General features: G+C 73.0%; 17 protein-coding genes. 9 read left to right on the top strand and 8 right to left on the bottom strand.

Going from position 1 to position 17778, the window contains the following annotated elements; translation table 11 throughout:
• Positions 1-16 precede the first annotated feature (16 nt).
• Entirely contained in the window at positions 17-763 is a 747-nt protein-coding gene (locus NR073_RS04645; protein WP_127435563.1) for a beta-ketoacyl-ACP reductase, read from the bottom strand.
• A gap of 169 nt (positions 764-932) precedes the next feature.
• On the opposite strand from NR073_RS04645, the gene NR073_RS04640 reads away from it, so the two are divergent.
• From NR073_RS04640 to NR073_RS04630, 3 genes are read left to right on the top strand one after another with little or no spacing between them, the layout of a single operon-like run.
• Complete coding sequence (locus tag NR073_RS04640) at positions 933-1400, top strand: DUF3099 domain-containing protein (RefSeq protein ID WP_134377165.1); 468 nt, start codon at positions 933-935, stop codon at positions 1398-1400.
• On the top strand, positions 1397-1768 hold the full coding sequence (locus tag NR073_RS04635; protein ID WP_036336831.1) for a hypothetical protein: 372 nt from the start codon (positions 1397-1399) through the stop codon (positions 1766-1768). Before NR073_RS04640 ends, NR073_RS04635 begins: the two co-directional genes overlap by 4 nt.
• On the top strand, positions 1765-2679 hold the full coding sequence (locus tag NR073_RS04630) for an SURF1 family protein (protein WP_127435199.1): 915 nt from the start codon (positions 1765-1767) through the stop codon (positions 2677-2679). Before NR073_RS04635 ends, NR073_RS04630 begins: the two co-directional genes overlap by 4 nt.
• A gap of 30 nt (positions 2680-2709) precedes the next feature.
• Here the strand turns inward: NR073_RS04630 and abc-f are convergent, their stop codons facing one another.
• Positions 2710-4308, bottom strand: coding sequence for a ribosomal protection-like ABC-F family protein (gene abc-f, locus NR073_RS04625; protein WP_060974284.1), 1599 nt, complete (start codon positions 4306-4308; stop codon positions 2710-2712).
• Between the two features lie 122 nt (positions 4309-4430).
• Between abc-f and NR073_RS04620 the strand changes: the two genes are divergently transcribed.
• Positions 4431-5378 carry a neutral zinc metallopeptidase gene (locus NR073_RS04620; RefSeq protein WP_127435200.1) on the top strand — a complete coding sequence of 316 codons (948 nt, stop codon included), beginning with the start codon at positions 4431-4433 and terminating at the stop codon, positions 5376-5378.
• A 108-nt stretch (positions 5379-5486) separates the two neighbouring features.
• Here the strand turns inward: NR073_RS04620 and NR073_RS04615 are convergent, their stop codons facing one another.
• From NR073_RS04615 to NR073_RS04595, 5 genes are all read right to left on the bottom strand, one after another.
• Entirely contained in the window at positions 5487-5813 is a 327-nt protein-coding gene (locus NR073_RS04615) for a metal-sulfur cluster assembly factor (RefSeq protein ID WP_002855327.1), read from the bottom strand.
• A 1-nt stretch (position 5814) separates the two neighbouring features.
• Positions 5815-6579 (bottom strand): Fe-S cluster assembly ATPase SufC, encoded by a 765-nt coding sequence (gene sufC, locus NR073_RS04610; RefSeq protein WP_127435201.1) that lies wholly within the window; start codon positions 6577-6579, stop codon positions 5815-5817.
• Positions 6580-6625: 46 nt separating this feature from the next.
• Positions 6626-7864 (bottom strand): Fe-S cluster assembly protein SufD, encoded by a 1239-nt coding sequence (gene sufD / locus NR073_RS04605; protein WP_095695708.1) that lies wholly within the window; start codon positions 7862-7864, stop codon positions 6626-6628.
• Position 7865: 1 nt separating this feature from the next.
• A complete protein-coding gene (gene sufB, locus NR073_RS04600) occupies positions 7866-9338 on the bottom strand; it encodes a Fe-S cluster assembly protein SufB (protein WP_036315257.1) in 1473 nt (490 codons plus the stop codon).
• 76 nt (positions 9339-9414) lie between these two features.
• The gene (locus NR073_RS04595) at positions 9415-10107 is read right to left on the bottom strand and encodes a metalloregulator ArsR/SmtB family transcription factor (protein ID WP_223247562.1); all 693 of its coding nucleotides are present in this window, start codon (positions 10105-10107) and stop codon (positions 9415-9417) included.
• A gap of 143 nt (positions 10108-10250) precedes the next feature.
• Between NR073_RS04595 and NR073_RS04590 the strand changes: the two genes are divergently transcribed.
• From NR073_RS04590 to NR073_RS04580, 3 genes are read left to right on the top strand one after another with little or no spacing between them, the layout of a single operon-like run.
• Positions 10251-11216 carry an ABC transporter ATP-binding protein gene (locus NR073_RS04590; protein ID WP_230277980.1) on the top strand — a complete coding sequence of 322 codons (966 nt, stop codon included), beginning with the start codon at positions 10251-10253 and terminating at the stop codon, positions 11214-11216.
• Positions 11213-11989 (top strand): ABC transporter permease, encoded by a 777-nt coding sequence (locus NR073_RS04585; protein ID WP_134377164.1) that lies wholly within the window; start codon positions 11213-11215, stop codon positions 11987-11989. The genes NR073_RS04590 and NR073_RS04585 overlap by 4 nt, the downstream gene beginning before the upstream one ends.
• A 42-nt stretch (positions 11990-12031) precedes the next feature.
• Positions 12032-13048, top strand: coding sequence for a heme A synthase (locus tag NR073_RS04580; protein ID WP_049147877.1), 1017 nt, complete (start codon positions 12032-12034; stop codon positions 13046-13048).
• 87 nt (positions 13049-13135) lie between these two features.
• Here the strand turns inward: NR073_RS04580 and NR073_RS04575 are convergent, their stop codons facing one another.
• Positions 13136-14119, bottom strand: a complete 984-nt coding sequence (locus NR073_RS04575; RefSeq protein WP_049147876.1) for a heme o synthase — start codon at positions 14117-14119, stop codon at positions 13136-13138.
• Positions 14120-14381: 262 nt separating this feature from the next.
• On the opposite strand from NR073_RS04575, the gene tkt reads away from it, so the two are divergent.
• Both tkt and tal read left to right on the top strand, forming a co-directional pair.
• Positions 14382-16556, top strand: coding sequence for a transketolase (gene tkt, locus NR073_RS04570; protein WP_095353369.1), 2175 nt, complete (start codon positions 14382-14384; stop codon positions 16554-16556).
• Positions 16557-16615: 59 nt separating this feature from the next.
• Positions 16616-17734 (top strand): transaldolase, encoded by a 1119-nt coding sequence (gene tal / locus NR073_RS04565; protein ID WP_036338557.1) that lies wholly within the window; start codon positions 16616-16618, stop codon positions 17732-17734.
• The last annotated feature ends 44 nt before the right edge of the window (positions 17735-17778 follow it).

The raw sequence follows: 17778 nt of genomic DNA, 5'->3' as shown, positions 1-17778 counted from the left end.
CAGCGGTCGGTGGTCGTCAGTGGCCCATGCCCAGGCCGCCGTCCACGGGGATCACGGCCCCGGAGATGTACGCGGCCTCGTCCGAGGCCAGCCAGCGCACGACGCCGGCCACCTCCTCCGGGGCGGCGAAGCGGCCGGCCGGGATGGACGTCTTGTACTGGGCCTTGAGCTCGTCGTCGAGGGACTGCGTCATCTCGGTGTCGATGTAGCCGGGGGCCACGACGTTCGCGGTCATGCCGCGCGCGCCGAGCTCGCGCGTGATCGAGCGGGCCATCCCGACGAGGCCGGACTTGGAGGCGGCGTAGTTGACCTGGCCGGGCGAGCCGAGCAGGCCCACCACGGAGGAGATCAGGACGATGCGGCCGCGCTTCAGGCGTATCATGCCCTTGGTGGCGCGCTGCACCACGCGGAAGGCGCCGGTGAGGTTCGTGTCGATCACCGAGGTGAAGTCATCCTCGGACATGCGCAGCAGCAGCTGGTCGTGGGTGATCCCGGCGTTGGCCACGAGCACCTCGACCGGGCCGTGGGCCTGCTCGACCTCGCGGAAGGCCGCGTCCACGGAGGCCGCGTCCGTCACGTCGGCCCGGACCGCGAGGACCCCCTCCGGCCCCTCCCCCGAGCGGGAGGTGATGGCCACGCGGTCGCCGTTCGCGGCGAACGCCCGGGCGATGGCCAGGCCGATGCCGCGGTTGCCCCCCGTGACGAGGACGCTGCGGCCGGCGGCCTGCGCGTCCGCTGCGGGCGTGGTGGTCTGATCGGCCATGGGAACACCTTCCGGACGGGACGGGACTAGACTGGAGCACCGGCGCGGCGCCGTCGACGCCGTCCTGCGGGACGCCGCCGACGGCGGGCGCGCCGGCATGTGAACCACCACTCTACGTCCGCGGCCGCGCGGGGGCCCCGCAGGGCGCGACGTGCCAGGAGGATGCGCCATGACCAGCTCCGCCGCCGGCTCCCGAGCCGGCCGTCCCGCCCACGCCGGGCGCGGGGCGACACCGGAGGTCCAGGGGGTCACCACCGCCGCCGCCGGCCGCAGCGCGGACCGGGAGGCGCGCATGAGGGTCTACCTGGTCCAGATGCTGCTCCGCACCGCCTGCTTCGTCGCCGCGCTCTTCACCCACGGCTGGTGGCAGCTCGGGTTCATCCTCGGCGCGGTCGTGCTGCCCTACGTCGCCGTCGTGCGCGTGAACAACACCGGCCCGCAGCAGGCCGGCACCCTGCGCGCCGTGCCCGCCCAGGGACCGGCCCTGACCCCCCGCCCCGACGACGCGGCGGCGCCCGAGCCGGTCGTGCTCACCGGCGACCTCGTGGACGACCCGCGCGACCGTGCGCCACGGGCGCTGGGCCGAGGGTCCTCGTCCGCCGGCAGTCCCGGCCTGCCCGGACGGGGCGGCGCGTGATCGGCGCGGTCCCGGGTGAGCCGGGCATGGACCTGCTGGGCGCCCTCGCGTCCGGCCGCCTTGACCCCGCCGCCGGTGCCTCCACTGCCCGATCCCCGCACGCCGCCGTGGACGGGCCCGAGCGGCCGGTCTGCTCGCGTCGTGGCTGCACCGCGGAGGCCGCCTGGGCCCTGGAGTGGAACAACCCGCGCGTCCACGCCCCGGACCGCGTGAAGACCTGGCTGGCCTGCACGGACCATCGGCCCTTCCTGGACGACTTCCTGAGCGCCCGCGGCTTCCTGCGGCGCTCCCGCCCGCTCGATCCGGCCGCCACGCAGGCGCCCGAGGTCGACACGCCCGAGACCCCGCAGGAGCCCCCGCGCCCATGAGCACCCCCGCCCCCATGACGGACCCGACCGCCCGCGACGCCGAACGCCTTCCTGCCCTGCGCTTCGGCTTCCTCGCCACCGGCCCGTGGATCCTCGGCTTCGTGGTGTGCGTCCTCTTCGCCTTCCTGTGCCATGCGCTCGCGCAGTGGCAGTGGGACCGCCGCGTGGAGGTCCAGCACCGCGTCAACCGCGTCCTGGAGAACTACGACGACGACCCGGTTCCGTTCGCCGAGGCCTCCCGGCTGTTCACCGCGTTCCAGACCGACGACGAGTGGACGCCCGTGACACTGACCGGCGAGTACCTCGTCGACGAGACGCTCATCGTCCGCAACCGCCCCCGGGCCGGCCAGCCCGGCTACGAGGTGCTCGTGCCGTTCCGGACGGACGAGGGCCCCGTCGTCGTGGTGGACCGCGGCTGGCTCCCGGTGGGCAACAGTCCGGGTCAGCCGGACGCCGTGCCGGCCCCGCCCGCCGGCCACGCCGAGGTCGTGGTGCGGGTCAAGCCCGGGGAGCCGGCCCTGGACCGCGACGCCCCGGAGGGCCAGGTGCCCTCGATCGACCTCGCCGAGATCGCCGACACCGTGGGCGGGCCCGTGGCCGGAACTGCCTACGGGATCATGGTCACGGAGGACCCGGCGGTGGAGCCGATGCCGCAGAAGCTCGTCGAGCCCACCCTCGACGAGGGCCCGCACCTGTCCTACGCGATCCAGTGGTACCTGTTCGCGGCCATGGGCTTCGGGGTGTGGGGGTACTCCGCGTGGATGCGCGCCCGCAACGACCGGGCCGACGCCCTCGACGACGCCGCGGACGACGGGCTGCTCTCCGCTCACCGGGTCCCCCGCGCCAAGCCGGTCCGGCGGCGCGACGGGCGGCTCACGGATGAGGAGGCCGAGGACGCGCTCTTCGACTGAGCCCGCCCTCCGCCTCGGCGGCCCGCGCACTCAGGCGAGGGTGATGAGGTCCCTGTAGTCGTCGTTCCAGAGGTCCTCGACCCCGTCCGGCAGCAGCACCACGCGCTCGGGGTCGAGCGCCTCGACGGCGCCCTCGTCGTGGGTCACGAGCACCACGGCGCCCTCGTACTGCTGCAGCGCGTTCAGGATCTCCTCGCGGCTGGCGGGGTCGAGGTTGTTCGTGGGCTCGTCCAGCAGCAGCACGTTCGCGCTCGAGGCCACGAGCGTGGCCAGCGCCAGGCGGGTCTTCTCGCCACCGGAGAGGACGCGGGCGGGCTTGTCGACGTCGTCGCCCTGGAAGAGGAACGATCCGAGCAGCGTGCGCGCCTGGGTGTCGCCGAGCTGCGGGGCGGCGTGGCGCATGTTGTCCAGGACCGACGCGTCCTGGTCCAGGGTGTCGTGCTCCTGGGCGAAGTAGCCCAGCTTGAGCCCGTGGCCCGCCTGGACCTCGCCGGTGTCCGGGGTCTCCTCCCCGGCGAGCATGCGCAGCAGCGTCGTCTTGCCGGCGCCGTTGTAGCCCAGGATCACCACGCGCGAGCCGCGGTCGATCGCCAGGTCCACTCCCGTGAAGATCTCGAGCGAGCCGTAGGACTTGGAGAGGTTCTCGGCGCGCAGCGGCGTCTTGCCGGAGGCCTGCGGGGTGGGGAAGCGGATCGCGGCCACGCGGTCGACCGCGCGCTCGCCCTCGACGCCGCGCATGAGCCGCTCGGCGCGCTTGATCATGTTCTGCGCGGCGGTGGCCTTGGTCGCCTTGGCACGCATCTTCTCGGCCTGGGCCATGAGGGCCGAGGCCTTCTTCTCCGCGTTGGCGAACTCCCGGCGGCGGCGCGCCTCGTCCTGCTGGCGCTGGGCGAGGTAGTTCTTCCACGTCATGTTGTAGACGTCCATGGTCTGCCGGTTCGCGTCCAGGTAGAGGACCTTGTTCACGGTCATCTCCATGAGCTCCACGTCGTGCGAGATCATCAGGAGGCCGCCGGAGTAGGTCTTCAGGTAGTCGCGCAGCCACACGATCGAGTCGTGGTCGAGGTGGTTGGTGGGCTCGTCCAGCAGCATGATGTCCGCGTCGGAGAAGAGGATGCGGGCGAGCTCCACGCGGCGGCGCTGGCCGCCGGAGAGGGTGTGCAGCGGCTGGTCCAGCACGCGGTCCGGCAGGCCGAGGTTGGACGTGATCCGGGCGGCCTCGGACTCGGCCGCGTAGCCGCCGCGGGCCTCGAACTCCGCCTCCAGGCGGGAGTAGCGGTTCATCGCCCGCTCCCGCTCGGCGTCGTCGACGGCGGCCATCCCGGCCTCGGCCTCGCGCATGCGCCGGATGGTCTGGTCCAGGTCGCGGGCGGAGAGGATGCGGTCGCGGCCGGACTGGTCCATGTCCTCGACCTTGGGGTCCTGGGGCAGATAGCCGATGCGCCCGGTCCGGGTCACGGTGCCCGCCGTGGGCTGCCCGCCGCCGGCCAACACCTTGGTCAGCGTCGTCTTGCCGGCGCCGTTGCGCCCCACGAGGCCGACCTTGTCCCCCTTGTCCACGCGGAAGTTCACCTCGTCCATGAGGAGACGGGCGCCCACGCGCAGTTCGACATCGGTGACGGTCAGCATGGGGGTGTCAGACTCCAAGGGTCGAGGGGGGAACAGGGGTGCATCGGCGGGGCCCGGCCGATCTCGACGGGCGGGGGCCAGCGCGGTGCCGGGCCAGTCTAGTCCGTCTACACTCTGGCCCCATGAGCTTCAACGAGAACGTGCAGATCGACGCCGGCCGGGCCCGATCGGGCGGTGGCGGCGGGCTGGGGGGCCGGGGCATCGCCATCGGCGGTGGCGGCGGCCTGCTCGCGGTGCTGCTCGCGATCTTCGCCCCCGGGCTGGCCGAGCAGCTCGGGATCGACACGGGTGGCGGGTCCGTCGGCCAGAGCCAGTACCAGCAGCAGACGGGCTCGGGCGGCCAGAGCCAGCCCCTCTCGGACGAGGAGTGCGCCAGCGGTGCGGACGCCAACCAGAACACCGACTGCCGCGTCGTCGCGACCACCGAGGCCGCGGACGAGTTCTGGGGCGAGTACCTCGCGCAGTTCTCGGACATCCAGTGGCGCCAGCCGCAGCTCACCCTGTTCCAGGGCGGCGTGAGCACCGGCTGCGGCAGCGCCTCCTCGGCCACGGGCCCGTTCTACTGCCCGGCGGACGAGTCCATGTACTTCGACACCGCGTTCTTCGAGACGCTGCAGACCGACTTCGGCGCCGAGGGCGGACCGCTGGCGGAGGAGTACATCGTGGCGCACGAGTACGGCCACCACGTCCAGCAGGTGACCGGCTACCTGCAGCACTCGAAGGACGGGACCACCGGCCCCACCTCCGGCGCCGTGCGCGCGGAGCTGCAGGCCGACTGCTTCGCCGGCATGTGGGCCGGGCACGCCGCCTCCACCGTGGACCCCGAGTCCGGTGCGCCGTTCCTGAAGCCGATCTCGCAGGGCCAGCTGCGCCAGGCCATCGACGCGGCCTCCGCCGTGGGCGATGACCGCATCCAGTCCACCCACACCGGCCGGGTGGACCCCGAGGCGTTCACGCACGGCACCTCGGAGCAGCGCATGGCCTGGTTCATGCGCGGCTACCAGAGCTCCCAGCAGGAGCCCGACATCCGCCAGTGCGACACCTTCCGGGCCTCCTCCCTGGACATCTGAGCCGGGAGCGCCGGGGCGCCTGCCGGCCCGTCCGCACTCCCCCACCACGACGGCGGCCCGTCACCTTCTGCGCGAAGGTGACGGGCCGCCGTCGTGGTCCGGGCCGGATCAGATGTTGAAGCCGAGGGCGCGCATCTGGTCGCGACCGTCCTCGGTGATCCGCTCGGGGCCCCACGGGGGCATCCAGACCCAGTTCAGCCGCCACTCGTCCACCATGGTGCCGATCGCGCGGGAGACCTGGTCCTCGATCTCGTCCGTGAGCGGGCAGGCCGCGGTGGTCAGGGTCATGTCCACGAGCAGCGCGCCGTCGTCGGCGTAGTGCAGCCCGTAGAGCAGGCCCAGGTCCACGACGTTGACGCCCAGCTCCGGGTCGATCACGTCCTTGAGGGCCTCACGGATGTCCTCCGTGGGCGCCTGGTTCGTGGTCTCCGTCATCTCAGGCCCCCGCCGCGGCCTTCTCGAAGCGGGCGTAGCCCTCGGCCTCGAGCTGCTCGGCGAGCTCCGGGCCGCCGGACTCGGCGACGCGGCCGTCCACCAGCACGTGCACGTGGTCCGGCTTGATGTAGTTGAGGATCCGCGTGTAGTGGGTGATCAGCAGGGTGCCCATCTCGTTCTGCGCCTGGGCGCGGTTGACGCCCTCGGAGACGATGCGCAGCGCGTCGACGTCGAGGCCGGAGTCGGTCTCGTCGAGGATCGCGAACTTGGGCTTGAACAGCTCGAGCTGGAGGATCTCGGCGCGCTTCTTCTCGCCGCCGGAGAAGCCCTCGTTGACGTTGCGGTTCATGAACGCCGGGTCGATCTGCAGGGCCTCGAAGGCGCCCTTGACGTCCTTGGTCCAGGTGCGCAGCGAGGGGGCCTGGCCGTCGAGCGCGGTCTTGGCGGTGCGCAGGAAGTTGGTCATGGTGACGCCCGGGATCTCCACGGGGTACTGCATGGCCAGGAAGAGGCCGGCCTGGGCGCGCTCGTCGACGCCCATCTCCAGGACGTCCTCACCGTCGAGGGTGATGGAGCCGGAGGTGACCTCGTAGCGCGGGTGGCCGGCGATGGTCGAGGCCAGGGTGGACTTGCCGGAGCCGTTCGGGCCCATGATCGCGTGGGTCTCGCCCGTCTCGATGGTCAGGGAGAGGCCCTTCAGGATCTCCTTGGGGCCGTTCTCGGTCGCGATCTGCACGTGCAGGTCGGTGATCTGCAGGGTTGCCATGGTGGTTCTCCTCGGGTGGAAGGCGGTGGGGTCTGCGGGGCGTCGGTCAGAGCTGCGCGATGCGGAGCTCGTCCTCCATGACGGCGGTCAGCTCGTCCTCGACGTCGCCGACACCGATCTTCTGGATGATCTCGTTGAGGAAGCCGCGCACGATCAGGCGGCGGGCCTCGGTCTCGGGGATGCCGCGGGCCATCAGGTAGAACAGCTGGGTCTCGTCGAAGCGGCCGGTCGCGGACGCGTGGCCCGCCCCCTCGATCACGCCGGTCTCGATCTCCAGGTTCGGCACCGAGTCCGCGCGCGCCCCGTCGGAGAGCAGCAGGTTCTGGTTCTTCTCGTACGTGTCCGTGCCCTCGGCCTCCTTGCGGATCAGCACGTCGCCCACCCACACGGTGCGCGCGTCCGTGCCCTGCAGGGCGCCCTTGTAGAGCACGTTCGAGACGCAGTCCGGCTGGTTGTGGTCCACGAACAGGCGGTTCTCGAGGTGCTGCCCGGCGTCGGCGAAGTACAGGCCGTACATCTCGGCCTCACCGCGCTCGGCGGCGAACCGCGCGGTCGGGGTCAGCCGCACCACGCCGCCGCCGTAGGACACGGCCACGTGCTTGAAGTGCGCGTTCGTGGCGACCGAGGCCTGCTGGGCCGAGACGTGCACGGCATCGCCCTCCCAGGCCTGCAGCGCGACCACGTTCAGGCGGGCGTCGCGGCGCACGTCGAACTCGACGTTCTGGGCCAGCACGGCGGTGCCGCGGTGGGCGATCACGACGTCGGCCTGCGCGTTCTCCTCCACGAGCACGGTCAGGTGCATCGCGGCCGGGTCGGCGGAGGAGCCGACGACGTCGATGCGCACCGGCTCGGCGACCTCGCCGGAGATCGTGACGACGGTGGCCTCGGAGACCGAGTTCCAGGCCGCGGCGGACACGCGGTCGTCGGGGGTCAGGACGGAGCCGACGCGGGCGTCGTCGCGGGCCACGGTCTCCACCGTGACGCCGGCCTGCTCGGCCACGGCCACGGCGGGCGCGGCACCGGTCAGGCGCGCGTCGTCGCCCTCGGGCAGGTGCAGCCCGCCCAGGCGCTTGAGCGGGGTGAAGCGCCAGTCCTCCTCGCGCCCCGTGAGCACGGGGAAGTCGGACAGCTCGAAGGAGCTGAGGCGATCGGCGCGCGAGCCCGCGGCGTTGCGCTCCCGGCCCCCGGCCCGGGCGGCCGGGTTCTGCGCGACGGTGAGCTTCTCGCCCTCCTCGCCCATGCCCGGGATCATGGTCCGCTGGGTGTTCTCCACGGTGTCGGTCATGTCAGCCCACCGATCCTTCCATCTGCAGTTCGATCAGCTTGTTGAGCTCGAGCGCGTACTCCATGGGCAGCTCGCGGGCGATCGGCTCGATGAAGCCGCGCACGATCATGGCCATGGCCTCGTCCTCGGACATGCCGCGGCTCATGAGGTAGAAGAGCTGCTCCTCGGACACCTTCGAGACGGTCGCCTCGTGGCCGAGGGTCACGTCGTCCTCGCGGATGTCGATGTACGGGTACGTGTCGGAGCGGGAGACCGTGTCCACGAGCAGGGCGTCGCACACCACCGAGTTCGCGGAGCCGTTCGCGCCCTCGGCGATCTGCACCAGGCCGCGATAGGCGGCGCGGCCGCCGCTGCGGGCCACGGACTTGGACACGATCGAGGAGTTCGTGTGCGGGGCCATGTGCACCATCTTGGAGCCGGTGTCCTGGTGCTGGTCCTTGCCCGCGAACGCGACGGAGAGGGTCTCGCCGGTGGCGTGCTCGCCGGTCAGGTACACGGCCGGGTACTTCATGGTCACCTTGGAGCCGATGTTGCCGTCGATCCACTCCATGGTGCCGCCGGCCTCGACCACGGCGCGCTTGGTCACGAGGTTGTACACGTTCGTGGACCAGTTCTGGATGGTGGTGTAGCGCACGCGGGCGTTCTTCTTCACCACGATCTCCACGACGGCCGAGTGCAGCGAGTCGGACTGGTAGATCGGGGCGGTGCAGCCCTCGATGTAGTGCACGTACGAGTCCTCGTCCGCGATGATCAGCGTCCGCTCGAACTGGCCCATGTTCTCCGTGTTGATGCGGAAGTAGGCCTGCAGCGGGATCTCCACGTGCACGCCCTTGGGCACGTACACGAAGGAGCCGCCGGACCACACGGCCGTGTTCAGGGAGGCGAACTTGTTGTCGCCGACCGGGATCACGGTGCCGAAGTACTCCTCGAAGATCTCCGGGTGCTCCTTGAGCGCGGTGTCGGTGTCGAGGAACACGACGCCCTGCTCCTCCAGGTCCTCGCGGATCTGGTGGTAGACGACCTCGGACTCGTACTGGGCGGCGACGCCGGCCACGAGACGCTCGCGCTCGGCCTCGGGGATGCCCAGGCGCTCGTAGGTGTTGCGGATGTCCTCGGGCAGGTCCTCCCAGGTCTTGGCCTGGCCCTCGGTGGAGCGCACGAAGTACTTGATGTTGTCGAAGTCGATGCCGGACAGGTCCGGGCCCCACGCCGGCATCGGCTTGCGCTCGAAGTACTTGAGGGCCTTGAGGCGCAGGTCGCGCATCCACTCCGGCTCGTCCTTCTTGCCGGAGATGTCGCGCACGACGTCCTCGTTCAGACCGCGGACGGCCTTCTCGCCGGCCGCGTCGGAGTCGGCCCAGCCGTACTGGTAGGCGCCGATGGCGTTGAGCTCGGGGTTCTTGTCGAGGATCTCCTGGATCACGCCGGGGTCGGCGGTCTCCGCGGAGTCCCGCTGGACGATCTGGTCGGTCATCTCAGCCTCTCTCACTAGTCACTGCGGTCGGGGTCGGTCGGGTGGTCGGCGGGAGCCGGGGCGTGGCCCGCGCGGCTCAGTCGCGGCCCAGCGGCACGTGTGTGGTGCACACGTGGGCGCCGGCGGCGAGGGTCGAGAGCCGGCGCACGTCCACCTCGAGCAGGCGGGCGAACAGCGCGGTCTCCTCTTCACAGAACTCCGGATGGCGGGCGGGAATTCCCTGGAACGGGCAGTGCCCCTGGCAGACCTGGTCCGCGCGGAGGGTGGGCGCCAGGCCCGCGCCGAAGTGGCGCAGCGTGCCGGCGTAGCCGGCCTCGTCGAGGACCCGCGCGAGGATCCGGGTGCGGTCCTGCAGCGCGGTCTCCCGGCCGTCGACGGCGGCCGTGAAGCGCTCCTCGATCTCCCGGAAGGCGTGGCGCGCGGTGCGGCGCACCTCCTCCTCCCCGCCGAGCTCCTCGAGGCGGGCCAGGGTGTCCAGGGCGACGGCGAGGTGGTCCTTGGGCAGGTGCTCCTGCGCGTGCGAGGTGACCACGTAGCGGCGGGAAGGCCGTCCCGCGCCGCGGGCCGCGGTGACCCGCTTGACCTCGACGAGCGAGTCCTCCTCGAGCGCGTCCAGATGGCGGCGCACGGCGGCCGCGGTCAGCTCCAGCTCGCGGCCGATCTCGGCCGCGCTCACGGGTCCACGCGTCAGGACCAGCTGCAGCACACGCTCGCGCGTGCCCTCGGCCGGGGCCGGAGCGGGGGGCGACGCAGACTGATCCGAATACACCACGCCATCATGACCTATTGATCTGGAACGGTTCAAGTGAGGCTCACCTGGCTTGATGACGCCCGCGGCGGAACCCGCCGCAGGCCCGGGCACCCCCGGCCCCACGAGCCGGGGTCGCAGGGCCCGAGGACTAGACTGGCACAGTGCCCCGACCTCCCCTGACCCCGGATCCCGTGCCGCGCGACGAGCCCGTCCTGCGCCTGAGCGACGTCCACCGGAGCCTCGGCCGCGGCCGGTCCCGCACCCCCGTCCTGCGGGGCGTCGACCTCACCGCCCGTGCCGGCGCCGTCACGGTGCTGCTCGGCCCCAACGGGGCCGGCAAGTCCACCACCCTCGGCCTCTGCCACGGCATGGACCGGCCCGACGCCGGCACCGTGCGCGTCTTCGGCGCAGACCCGTGGCGGGCCTCCGCCGACCTGCGCGCCCGCATCGGCGTGATGTGGCAGGAGGGCGGCCTGCCGCCCGCGATCCCCGCCCGCCGCTTCGTCGGCCACGTGGCGTCCCTGTACCGCGACCCGCTGCCCGTCGAGCCGCTGCTGGAGCGCCTGCTGATCGCCGAGGTCGCCGGCCGCCCCCTGCGCCGCCTCTCCGGCGGCCAGCGCCAGCGCGTCGCGCTCGCGGCCGCCCTCGTCGGCCGGCCGGACATGCTGTTCCTCGACGAGCCCACCGCGGGCCTCGACCCGGAGACCCGGCCCGTCGTGCACGACGTCGTGCGGGAACAGACCGACCGCGGCGCCGCCGTGCTGCTGACCACGCACCTGCTCGACGACGCCGAGCGGCTCGCGGACGACGTCGCCATCCTGCGCGCCGGCCGCGTGGTGCGCTCCGGCCCGCTGTCCGAGCTCACGCGCGTGGCCGAGGGCGACGTCGTCGACGTGGACTTCGGCGACGCCTCCCCCGACGCCGTCCGCGCCTGGGCGGACACCCTGCCCGCGCCGCTGCGCGCGGCCGGCCTCGGCGAGTCCGCCCGCCTGCGCGTGGCCGGCGTCCGCGGCCCGGACGACCTGGCCGTCCTCGCGGCGAGCTGGCGGGAGCACGCCCTGATGCCCACCCGATTCGAGCGCGCCGGACTGCGCCTCGAGCAGATCCTCCGGGAGACCGCCGCATGAGCACGCCCGTCGTCGACCACCGCGCCCCGGCCGGCACCGGAGCCCACGCGGGCGCCGCCCCGCTGGCCGCCCGCGTCCTGCGTCAGGCCGGCTACGAGACCGGCACCGCGCTGCGCAACGGCGAGCAGCTGCTCGTGACCGTGGTGCTGCCCCTGCTCGCGCTCGTGGGCGTGCACGTCACCGGCCTGCTCGACGCCCCGGGCCGATCGGGCCTGGACGTGGCCGTGCCCGGCGTGCTCGCCTTGGCCGTGATCAGCTCCGCGTTCACGGCCACCGCGATCGCCACGGGCTTCGAGCGTCGCTACGACGTGCTCGCCGCCCTGGCCACCACCCCGCTGGGCACGCTCGGCCTCGTCGCCGGCAAGGCCCTGGCGGTGGTGGCCCTCCTGCTGGTGCAGGTGAGCGTGATCGGCGGCGTCGGCCTGGCGCTCGGGTGGCGTCCGGACCCCGAGGGGATCCTGCCGGCCCTGGTCGCCCTCGCACTGGGGGCCGCCGCCTTCACGGCCCTCGGGCTGCTGCTCGCCGGCACGGCCCGGCCGGAGGCGACCCTCGCCGTCGCCAACCTGCTGTGGGTGCTGTTCGGCGCCGTCGGCGGCACGGTGTTCCCCGCCCGGGTCCCCGGCGTGGGCCTGCTCCCTTCCGGCGCGCTGGGCACGGCCCTGCGGGCCGCCCTCCTGGACGGGGCCTGGTCGCCCGTCCCCCTGCTCGTGCTCACCCTGTGGGGCGCCGTGGCCGTCGCGGCCGCGCTCCGCTGGTTCCGCTGGCGGCCCTGAGCCGTTCCCCGTCCCCCTGCATCGAACGATCGGAAGGACACCGTGTCCACCACCACCCCCGCGGCCCGGACCGCCCCGGCCGGACTCGCCGCCCGTCTGCCGCAGCGCCTCTCGAAGGCCACCATGGCCCTCGCCGTGGCGTCACTGGCGTCCGAGATCGGCATCATCGTCACCGGCGGCGCCGTGCGCCTCACCGGCTCCGGCCTGGGCTGCCCCACGTGGCCCAAGTGCTCGCCCGAGTCCCTCACCAACACCCCGGAGATGGGCATCCACGGCTACATCGAATTCGGCAACCGGACGCTGACGTTCGTCCTGGTGGTCATCGCCGCCGCCATGTTCCTGTCCCTGTGGAACCTGCGCGGCACCCACCGGAGCCCCTTCTGGCTCTCCGTGGGCCTGCTGGCCGGCATTCCCGCGCAGGCCCTCGTGGGCGGCGTCGTGGTCCTGACGAATCTGAACCCGTGGTGGGTGGCCGGCCACTTCATCGTGTCCTCGATCATGGTGGCCGTGGCGACCCTGCTCGTGGTGCGCATCGCCGCCGAGCGCCGTGCCGGCCGGGCGGGGGTGCCCCTCGTGGACGGCGCCACCACCGGCCGGTCCCGTGCCGCCGCCTGGGCGGCGTTCGCGCTGACGTGGGCCGCCGTGTACCTGGGCACCGTGGTGACCGGCACGGGCCCGCACTCCGGCGACCCCGGCTCGCCGCGCCACGAGTTCGACCCGCTGCTGGTCACGCGTGCCCACGTGGTCCCGGTGTACCTGCTCCTGGCGGCCGCCCTGGTCCTGTTCTTCACGGTGCGCCGCGCGGCCGGCGCCTCCCGCCTGCAGCGCGCCGCCGTGCTGCGGCTCCTGCTCGCCCTCGTGTTCCAGGCCGCCGTGGGCTACACCCAGCACTTCACGGGCCTGCCGATCGGTGTGGTCCTGCTGCACATGCTCGGCTCGGCACTGCTCGTGGCGTCGGCGACGGAGGCCTGGGACCGGCAGGTCGCCCGCTACGTCACGGCCGGACCCGGTGCCGCGGTCGAGACCGCCACGCCCGCGCGCACCGTCGCTGCGGGCTGACACCCCGCGCACGCGAACGGCCCCGCACCGGCTGGTGCGGGGCCGTCGTCGTCTGCGTCCCGGGGAGCGCCCGGGGCGGACCCGAGGTCAGGCGCCGAAGTGCATCAGCGGCGCACCCACGAACGGGTCCACGGCCAGGGCGATGAACAGCAGCGTCAGATAGGTGATGGAGAGGTGGAAGACCTTCATGGCCTTGCGGTCCTCGAAGTCCTCGCGCTGGGCCTGCACCTGCAGCACGTGGGACTCCCAGATGAACCAGCCTCCGACGACGAGCGCGACCGCGGTGTAGACGATGCCGGCCCAGCCCATCGGCACGAGCAGGAGGGAGCACGCCACGGTGGCCCACGCGTAGAGCACGACCTGGTTGGAGACGTGGCGCGCGGAGGCGATGGCGCCGAGCATCGGCACGTCGGCCTGCTGGTAGTCGCGCTTGTACTTCATGGACAGCGGCCAGTAGTGCGGGGGCGTCCACAGGAAGACCACGAGGAACAGCACGATGGCCGGCCACTCGACGGTCTCGCGCACGGCCGCCCAGCCGATCAGCACGGGGAAGCAGCCGGCGATGCCGCCCCACACGATGTTCTGCTCCGTGCGGCGCTTGAGCACGAGCGAGTACACGACCACGTAGAAGAAGATGGCGGCCACGCCCAGGCCGGCCGCCAGCCAGTTGGCGCCGAACCCGAGGATCAGGATGGACACGACCGTCTGCACCCACGCGAACACGAGGGCCTCGCGGGGGGTGACCTCGCCGGTGACGAGCGGCCGGTTCTCGGTGCGCTTCATGACCCGGTCGATGTCGCGGTCGATGTAGCAGTTGAAGGTGCCGGAGGCGCCGGCGGCGAGCGCACCGCCGACGAGCGTGGCGATCATGGTGAGCACGTCCGGGAAGCCGCGCTGCGCGAAGATCATGGTCGGCAGCGTGGTCACCAGCAGCAGCTCGATCACCCGGGGCTTCGTCAGCTCGACGTACGCCCGGACCTTGCGGCGCAGGGGCAGCGGGGACCGGTCGACGACGCCGGGCTCGGCGGCGGCGACGCGGGCGGCGGACGGCGACTCCAGGGAGGATGACATCTGCTTCTCACGGTGAGGGGACGGTGGGCGTGCCCGTCCCGGGGTTCGGATCGGCCACTCGGGCGGTCCGCCTGCGGTCAGGCCTTGACCCAGTCTACTCGTGTCAACGGCTGTTCGCCCGGGGGCGAAGCATGTCATGAGGCGCCCGGTCGGGCCCGCCCCGCCGTCGCGCGGCTAGGCTGGGACGACGGCCCCGCGCCGCGACGCCCCGGCGTCGGCCGGGGCCGCACCCCGACGCTCCCGATCCGCCAGGAGAGAACCCGTGACCGACGCCGCGCAGCCGTCCACCCCCCCGACCCTGGACCGGGTGGCCCCGGCCCGCGGGTTCGTCTACTCGGAGCAGGACCGCCGGATGGTGGACACGCTCAAGGCGCTCTCGGCGGACGCCGTGGAGAAGGCCGGGCACGGCCACCCCGGCACCGCGATCTCGCTGGCCCCCGTGGCGTGGCAGCTGTACCAGAACGTCATGCACCTGGACCCCACGGACGACCGCTGGGAGGGCCGGGATCGCTTCATCCTCTCCGCGGGCCACGCCTCGCTCATCCAGTACCTGCAGTTGTTCGCCGCGGGCGCCGGGCTCGAGATCGAGGACATCCAGGGGCTGCGCACCGAGGGATCCAGGACCCCGGGCCACCCGGAGTACGGCCACACCCACGGCGTCGAGGTGACCACGGGTCCGCTGGGCCAGGGCCTGGCGATGGGCGTCGGCTTCGCGTACGAGCAGCGCCGCGTGCGCGGGCTGATGGACCCCGACGCCGCCCCCGGCACCTCCCCGTTCGACCACCACGTGTTCGTGCTCGCCTCCGACGGGGACATCCAGGAGGGCGTCGCCGCCGAGGCCTCCTCGCTGGCCGGGCACCAGGAGCTCGGGAACCTGGTCGTCGTCTACGACGCGAACCGCATCTCGATCGAGGACGACACGGACATCGCGTTCACCGAGGACGTGGTCCGCCGCTACGAGGCCTACGGCTGGCACGTGCAGGAGGTCGACTGGACCAACGGCGCCCAGGGCCACGCCGTGACCGAGTACACGGAGGACGTGGAGGCCCTGTACGACGCCCTCGTCGCGGCCAAGGCCGAGACCGGCCGGCCCTCGCTGATCAAGCTGCGCACCGTGATCGGCTGGCCCTCCCCCACGAAGCAGAACACCGGCGGCATCCACGGCTCCAAGCTCGGCACGGACGAGGTCGCCGGCCTCAAGGAGAGCCTCGGGCTGGACCCGACCAAGACCTTCGACGTCGACCCCGAGCTCCTGGCCCGCGCCCGGTCCATCGCCGAGCGCTCGGCAGAGTACCGCCGCGGCTGGGAGGCGGCGTTCCAGGCCTGGCGCGAGGCGAACCCGGAGAACGCGCGGCTGTACGACCGACTGGCCGGACGAGAGCTGCCCGCTGGCTTCGCGGACGCGTTCCCGTCCTGGGACGCGGACGAGAAGGGCCTGGCCACGCGCGCGGCCTCCGGAGAGGTGCTCACGGCCCTCGCGCCGGTCATGCCCGAGCTCTGGGGCGGCTCGGCCGACCTCGCCGGGTCGAACAACACCACCATGAAGGGCGAGCCCTCCTTCATCCCGGCCCGCCGCTCCACCGCCACGTGGCAGGGCCACGAGTACGGCCGCACCCTGCACTTCGGCGTCCGCGAGTTCGCGGCCGGGGCGATCGTCAACGGCATCACGATCGGCGGCCTGACCCGTGCCTACATGGGCACGTTCCTGACGTTCTCCGACTACATGCGCCCCGCCGTCCGCCTGGCCGCCCTCATGGGCACCCCGAGCACGTACGTGTGGACGCACGACTCCATCGGCCTCGGCGAGGACGGCCCCACGCACCAGCCGGTGGAGCACCTGGCCGCCCTGCGGGCCATCCCCGGGCTCGACGTCGTCCGCCCGGCCGACGCCAACGAGACCGCGTGGGCGTGGCGGACGGTGCTCGAGCACCGGGACCGCCCGGCCGGACTCGTCCTGTCCCGGCAGAGCCTGCCCGTGCTCCCCCGGGACACGGACGGCTTCGCCCCCGCCTCGGGCGTGGCCCGCGGCGCCTACGTCCTCATCGACGCCACGGATGCCGACGGCGCGCCGACGCCGGCCCGCGCGCTGCTGATCGCGACCGGCTCCGAGGTCTCCGTGGCCGTGCGGGCCCGCGCGCTGCTGCAGGCCGACGGCGTCCCGACCCGCGTCGTCTCCGCCCCCTGCCTCGAGTGGTTCGCCGAGCAGGACGAGGCCTACCGGGCCGAGGTCCTGCCCGACGGCCCCGACGCCCCGGTCCGCGTCTCCGTCGAGGCCGGCATCGCGATGCCGTGGTTCGAGCACACGGTGACGGCCTCCTCCCCGGGCGCCCGCGTGAGCCTCGAGCACTACGGCGAGTCGGCCGACGGCGCCCGCCTGATGGAGAAGTACGGATTCACTGGCGAGCACGTCGCCGAGGTGACCCGCGGCCTCCTCTGAGGCCCGGCGCCCACGGCGCCCCGAGCACGTCCACCCCGAAGGGAAGGCACCCGCAGACCATGAGCACCCCGCAGAACCCGAACACCGCCGCGCTGGCCCAGGCCGGTGTGTCGATCTGGCTCGACGACCTCTCCCGCACGCGGCTGGACGAGGGCACGCTCGAAGAGCTGATCGCCACCCGCTCGGTCACCGGCGTCACCACGAACCCGTCCATCTTCGCGGTCGCCCTCGCGGACGCGGGCGCCTACCAGGGACAGCTGCGCGAACTCGCCGCGGCCGGCGCCTCGGTGGACGAGGCCGTCGTCGCCCTGACGACCGAGGACGTGCGCCGCGCCGCCGACGTGCTCGCGCCCGTCCACGAGCGCACCGGCGGGGCGGACGGCTTCGTCTCCCTTGAGGTCGATCCGCGCCTGGCCCGCGACGCCGCCGGCACCGTGGCGCAGGCCCGCGAGCTGGCGGCGGCCGTCGACCGTCCCAACCTCATGGTGAAGATCCCCGCGACCGTGGAGGGCCTGTCCGCCATCGCGGACGTGCTCGGCGCGGGCATCAGCGTGAACGTGACCCTGATCTTCTCCCTGCCCCGCTACCGCCGGGTGCTCAACGCCTGGCTCACCGGCCTGGAGAAGGCCCGGGCGAACGGGCACGACGTCCGCCGCCTCCACTCGGTGGCCTCCTTCTTCGTCTCCCGTGTGGACACGGAGGTCGACGCGCGGCTGCGCGCGATCGGCACCCCCGAGGCCGAGGCGCTGACCGGCCGGGCCGCCGTCGCCAACGCGCGCCTGGCCTACCGAGCCTTCGAGCAGGCCCTGGACTCGGAGCGCTGGCGCCTGCTCGAGGCGGCCGGCGCCCCCGTGCAGCGGCCCCTGTGGGCCTCCACCGGCGTCAAGGACCCCGCCCTGCCGGACACGCTGTACGTCACCGAACTCGTGGCACCGCACACCGTGACCACCCTGCCGGAGAAGACCCTCGAGGCGGTCGCCGACCACGGGGTGATTGCGGCGGACACCGTCACGGGCGCCTACGCCGAGGCCGATGCCCTGCTCGACGCGGTCGGCGCGGCAGGCGTGTCCTACCAGGACGTCGTGGACGTGCTGGAGACTGAGGGCCTGGAGAAGTTCGAGGCCGCGTGGGACGAGCTGCTCGGCTCGGTCCGCTCCGGGCTCGACGCCCATCGCTGACCGCACCCGCCCCCCGACCCCGCCGCCCGCTCGCCACGCGCACG

It is taken from the genome of Micrococcus sp. Mcc28 (assembly GCF_024519775.1).
GTDB classification, from domain to species: domain Bacteria; phylum Actinomycetota; class Actinomycetes; order Actinomycetales; family Micrococcaceae; genus Micrococcus; species Micrococcus luteus.
This window is presented reverse-complemented; position numbering and strand designations above follow the sequence as displayed.

Bases quoted from the DNA above. Each gene is read 5' to 3' on its own strand.
- NR073_RS04645 (WP_127435563.1), bottom strand. From the start codon at position 763: ATGGCCGATCAGACCACCACGCCCGCAGCGGACGCGCAGGCCGCCGGC.
- NR073_RS04640 (WP_134377165.1), top strand. From the start codon at position 933: ATGACCAGCTCCGCCGCCGGCTCCCGAGCCGGCCGTCCCGCCCACGCC.
- NR073_RS04630 (WP_127435199.1), top strand. From the start codon at position 1,765: ATGAGCACCCCCGCCCCCATGACGGACCCGACCGCCCGCGACGCCGAA.
- abc-f (WP_060974284.1), bottom strand. From the start codon at position 4,308: ATGCTGACCGTCACCGATGTCGAACTGCGCGTGGGCGCCCGTCTCCTC.
- NR073_RS04620 (WP_127435200.1), top strand. From the start codon at position 4,431: ATGAGCTTCAACGAGAACGTGCAGATCGACGCCGGCCGGGCCCGATCG.
- NR073_RS04615 (WP_002855327.1), bottom strand. From the start codon at position 5,813: ATGACGGAGACCACGAACCAGGCGCCCACGGAGGACATCCGTGAGGCC.
- sufC (WP_127435201.1), bottom strand. From the start codon at position 6,579: ATGGCAACCCTGCAGATCACCGACCTGCACGTGCAGATCGCGACCGAG.
- sufD (WP_095695708.1), bottom strand. From the start codon at position 7,864: ATGACCGACACCGTGGAGAACACCCAGCGGACCATGATCCCGGGCATG.
- sufB (WP_036315257.1), bottom strand. From the start codon at position 9,338: ATGACCGACCAGATCGTCCAGCGGGACTCCGCGGAGACCGCCGACCCC.
- NR073_RS04585 (WP_134377164.1), top strand. From the start codon at position 11,213: ATGAGCACGCCCGTCGTCGACCACCGCGCCCCGGCCGGCACCGGAGCC.
- NR073_RS04575 (WP_049147876.1), bottom strand. From the start codon at position 14,119: ATGTCATCCTCCCTGGAGTCGCCGTCCGCCGCCCGCGTCGCCGCCGCC.
- tal (WP_036338557.1), top strand. From the start codon at position 16,616: ATGAGCACCCCGCAGAACCCGAACACCGCCGCGCTGGCCCAGGCCGGT.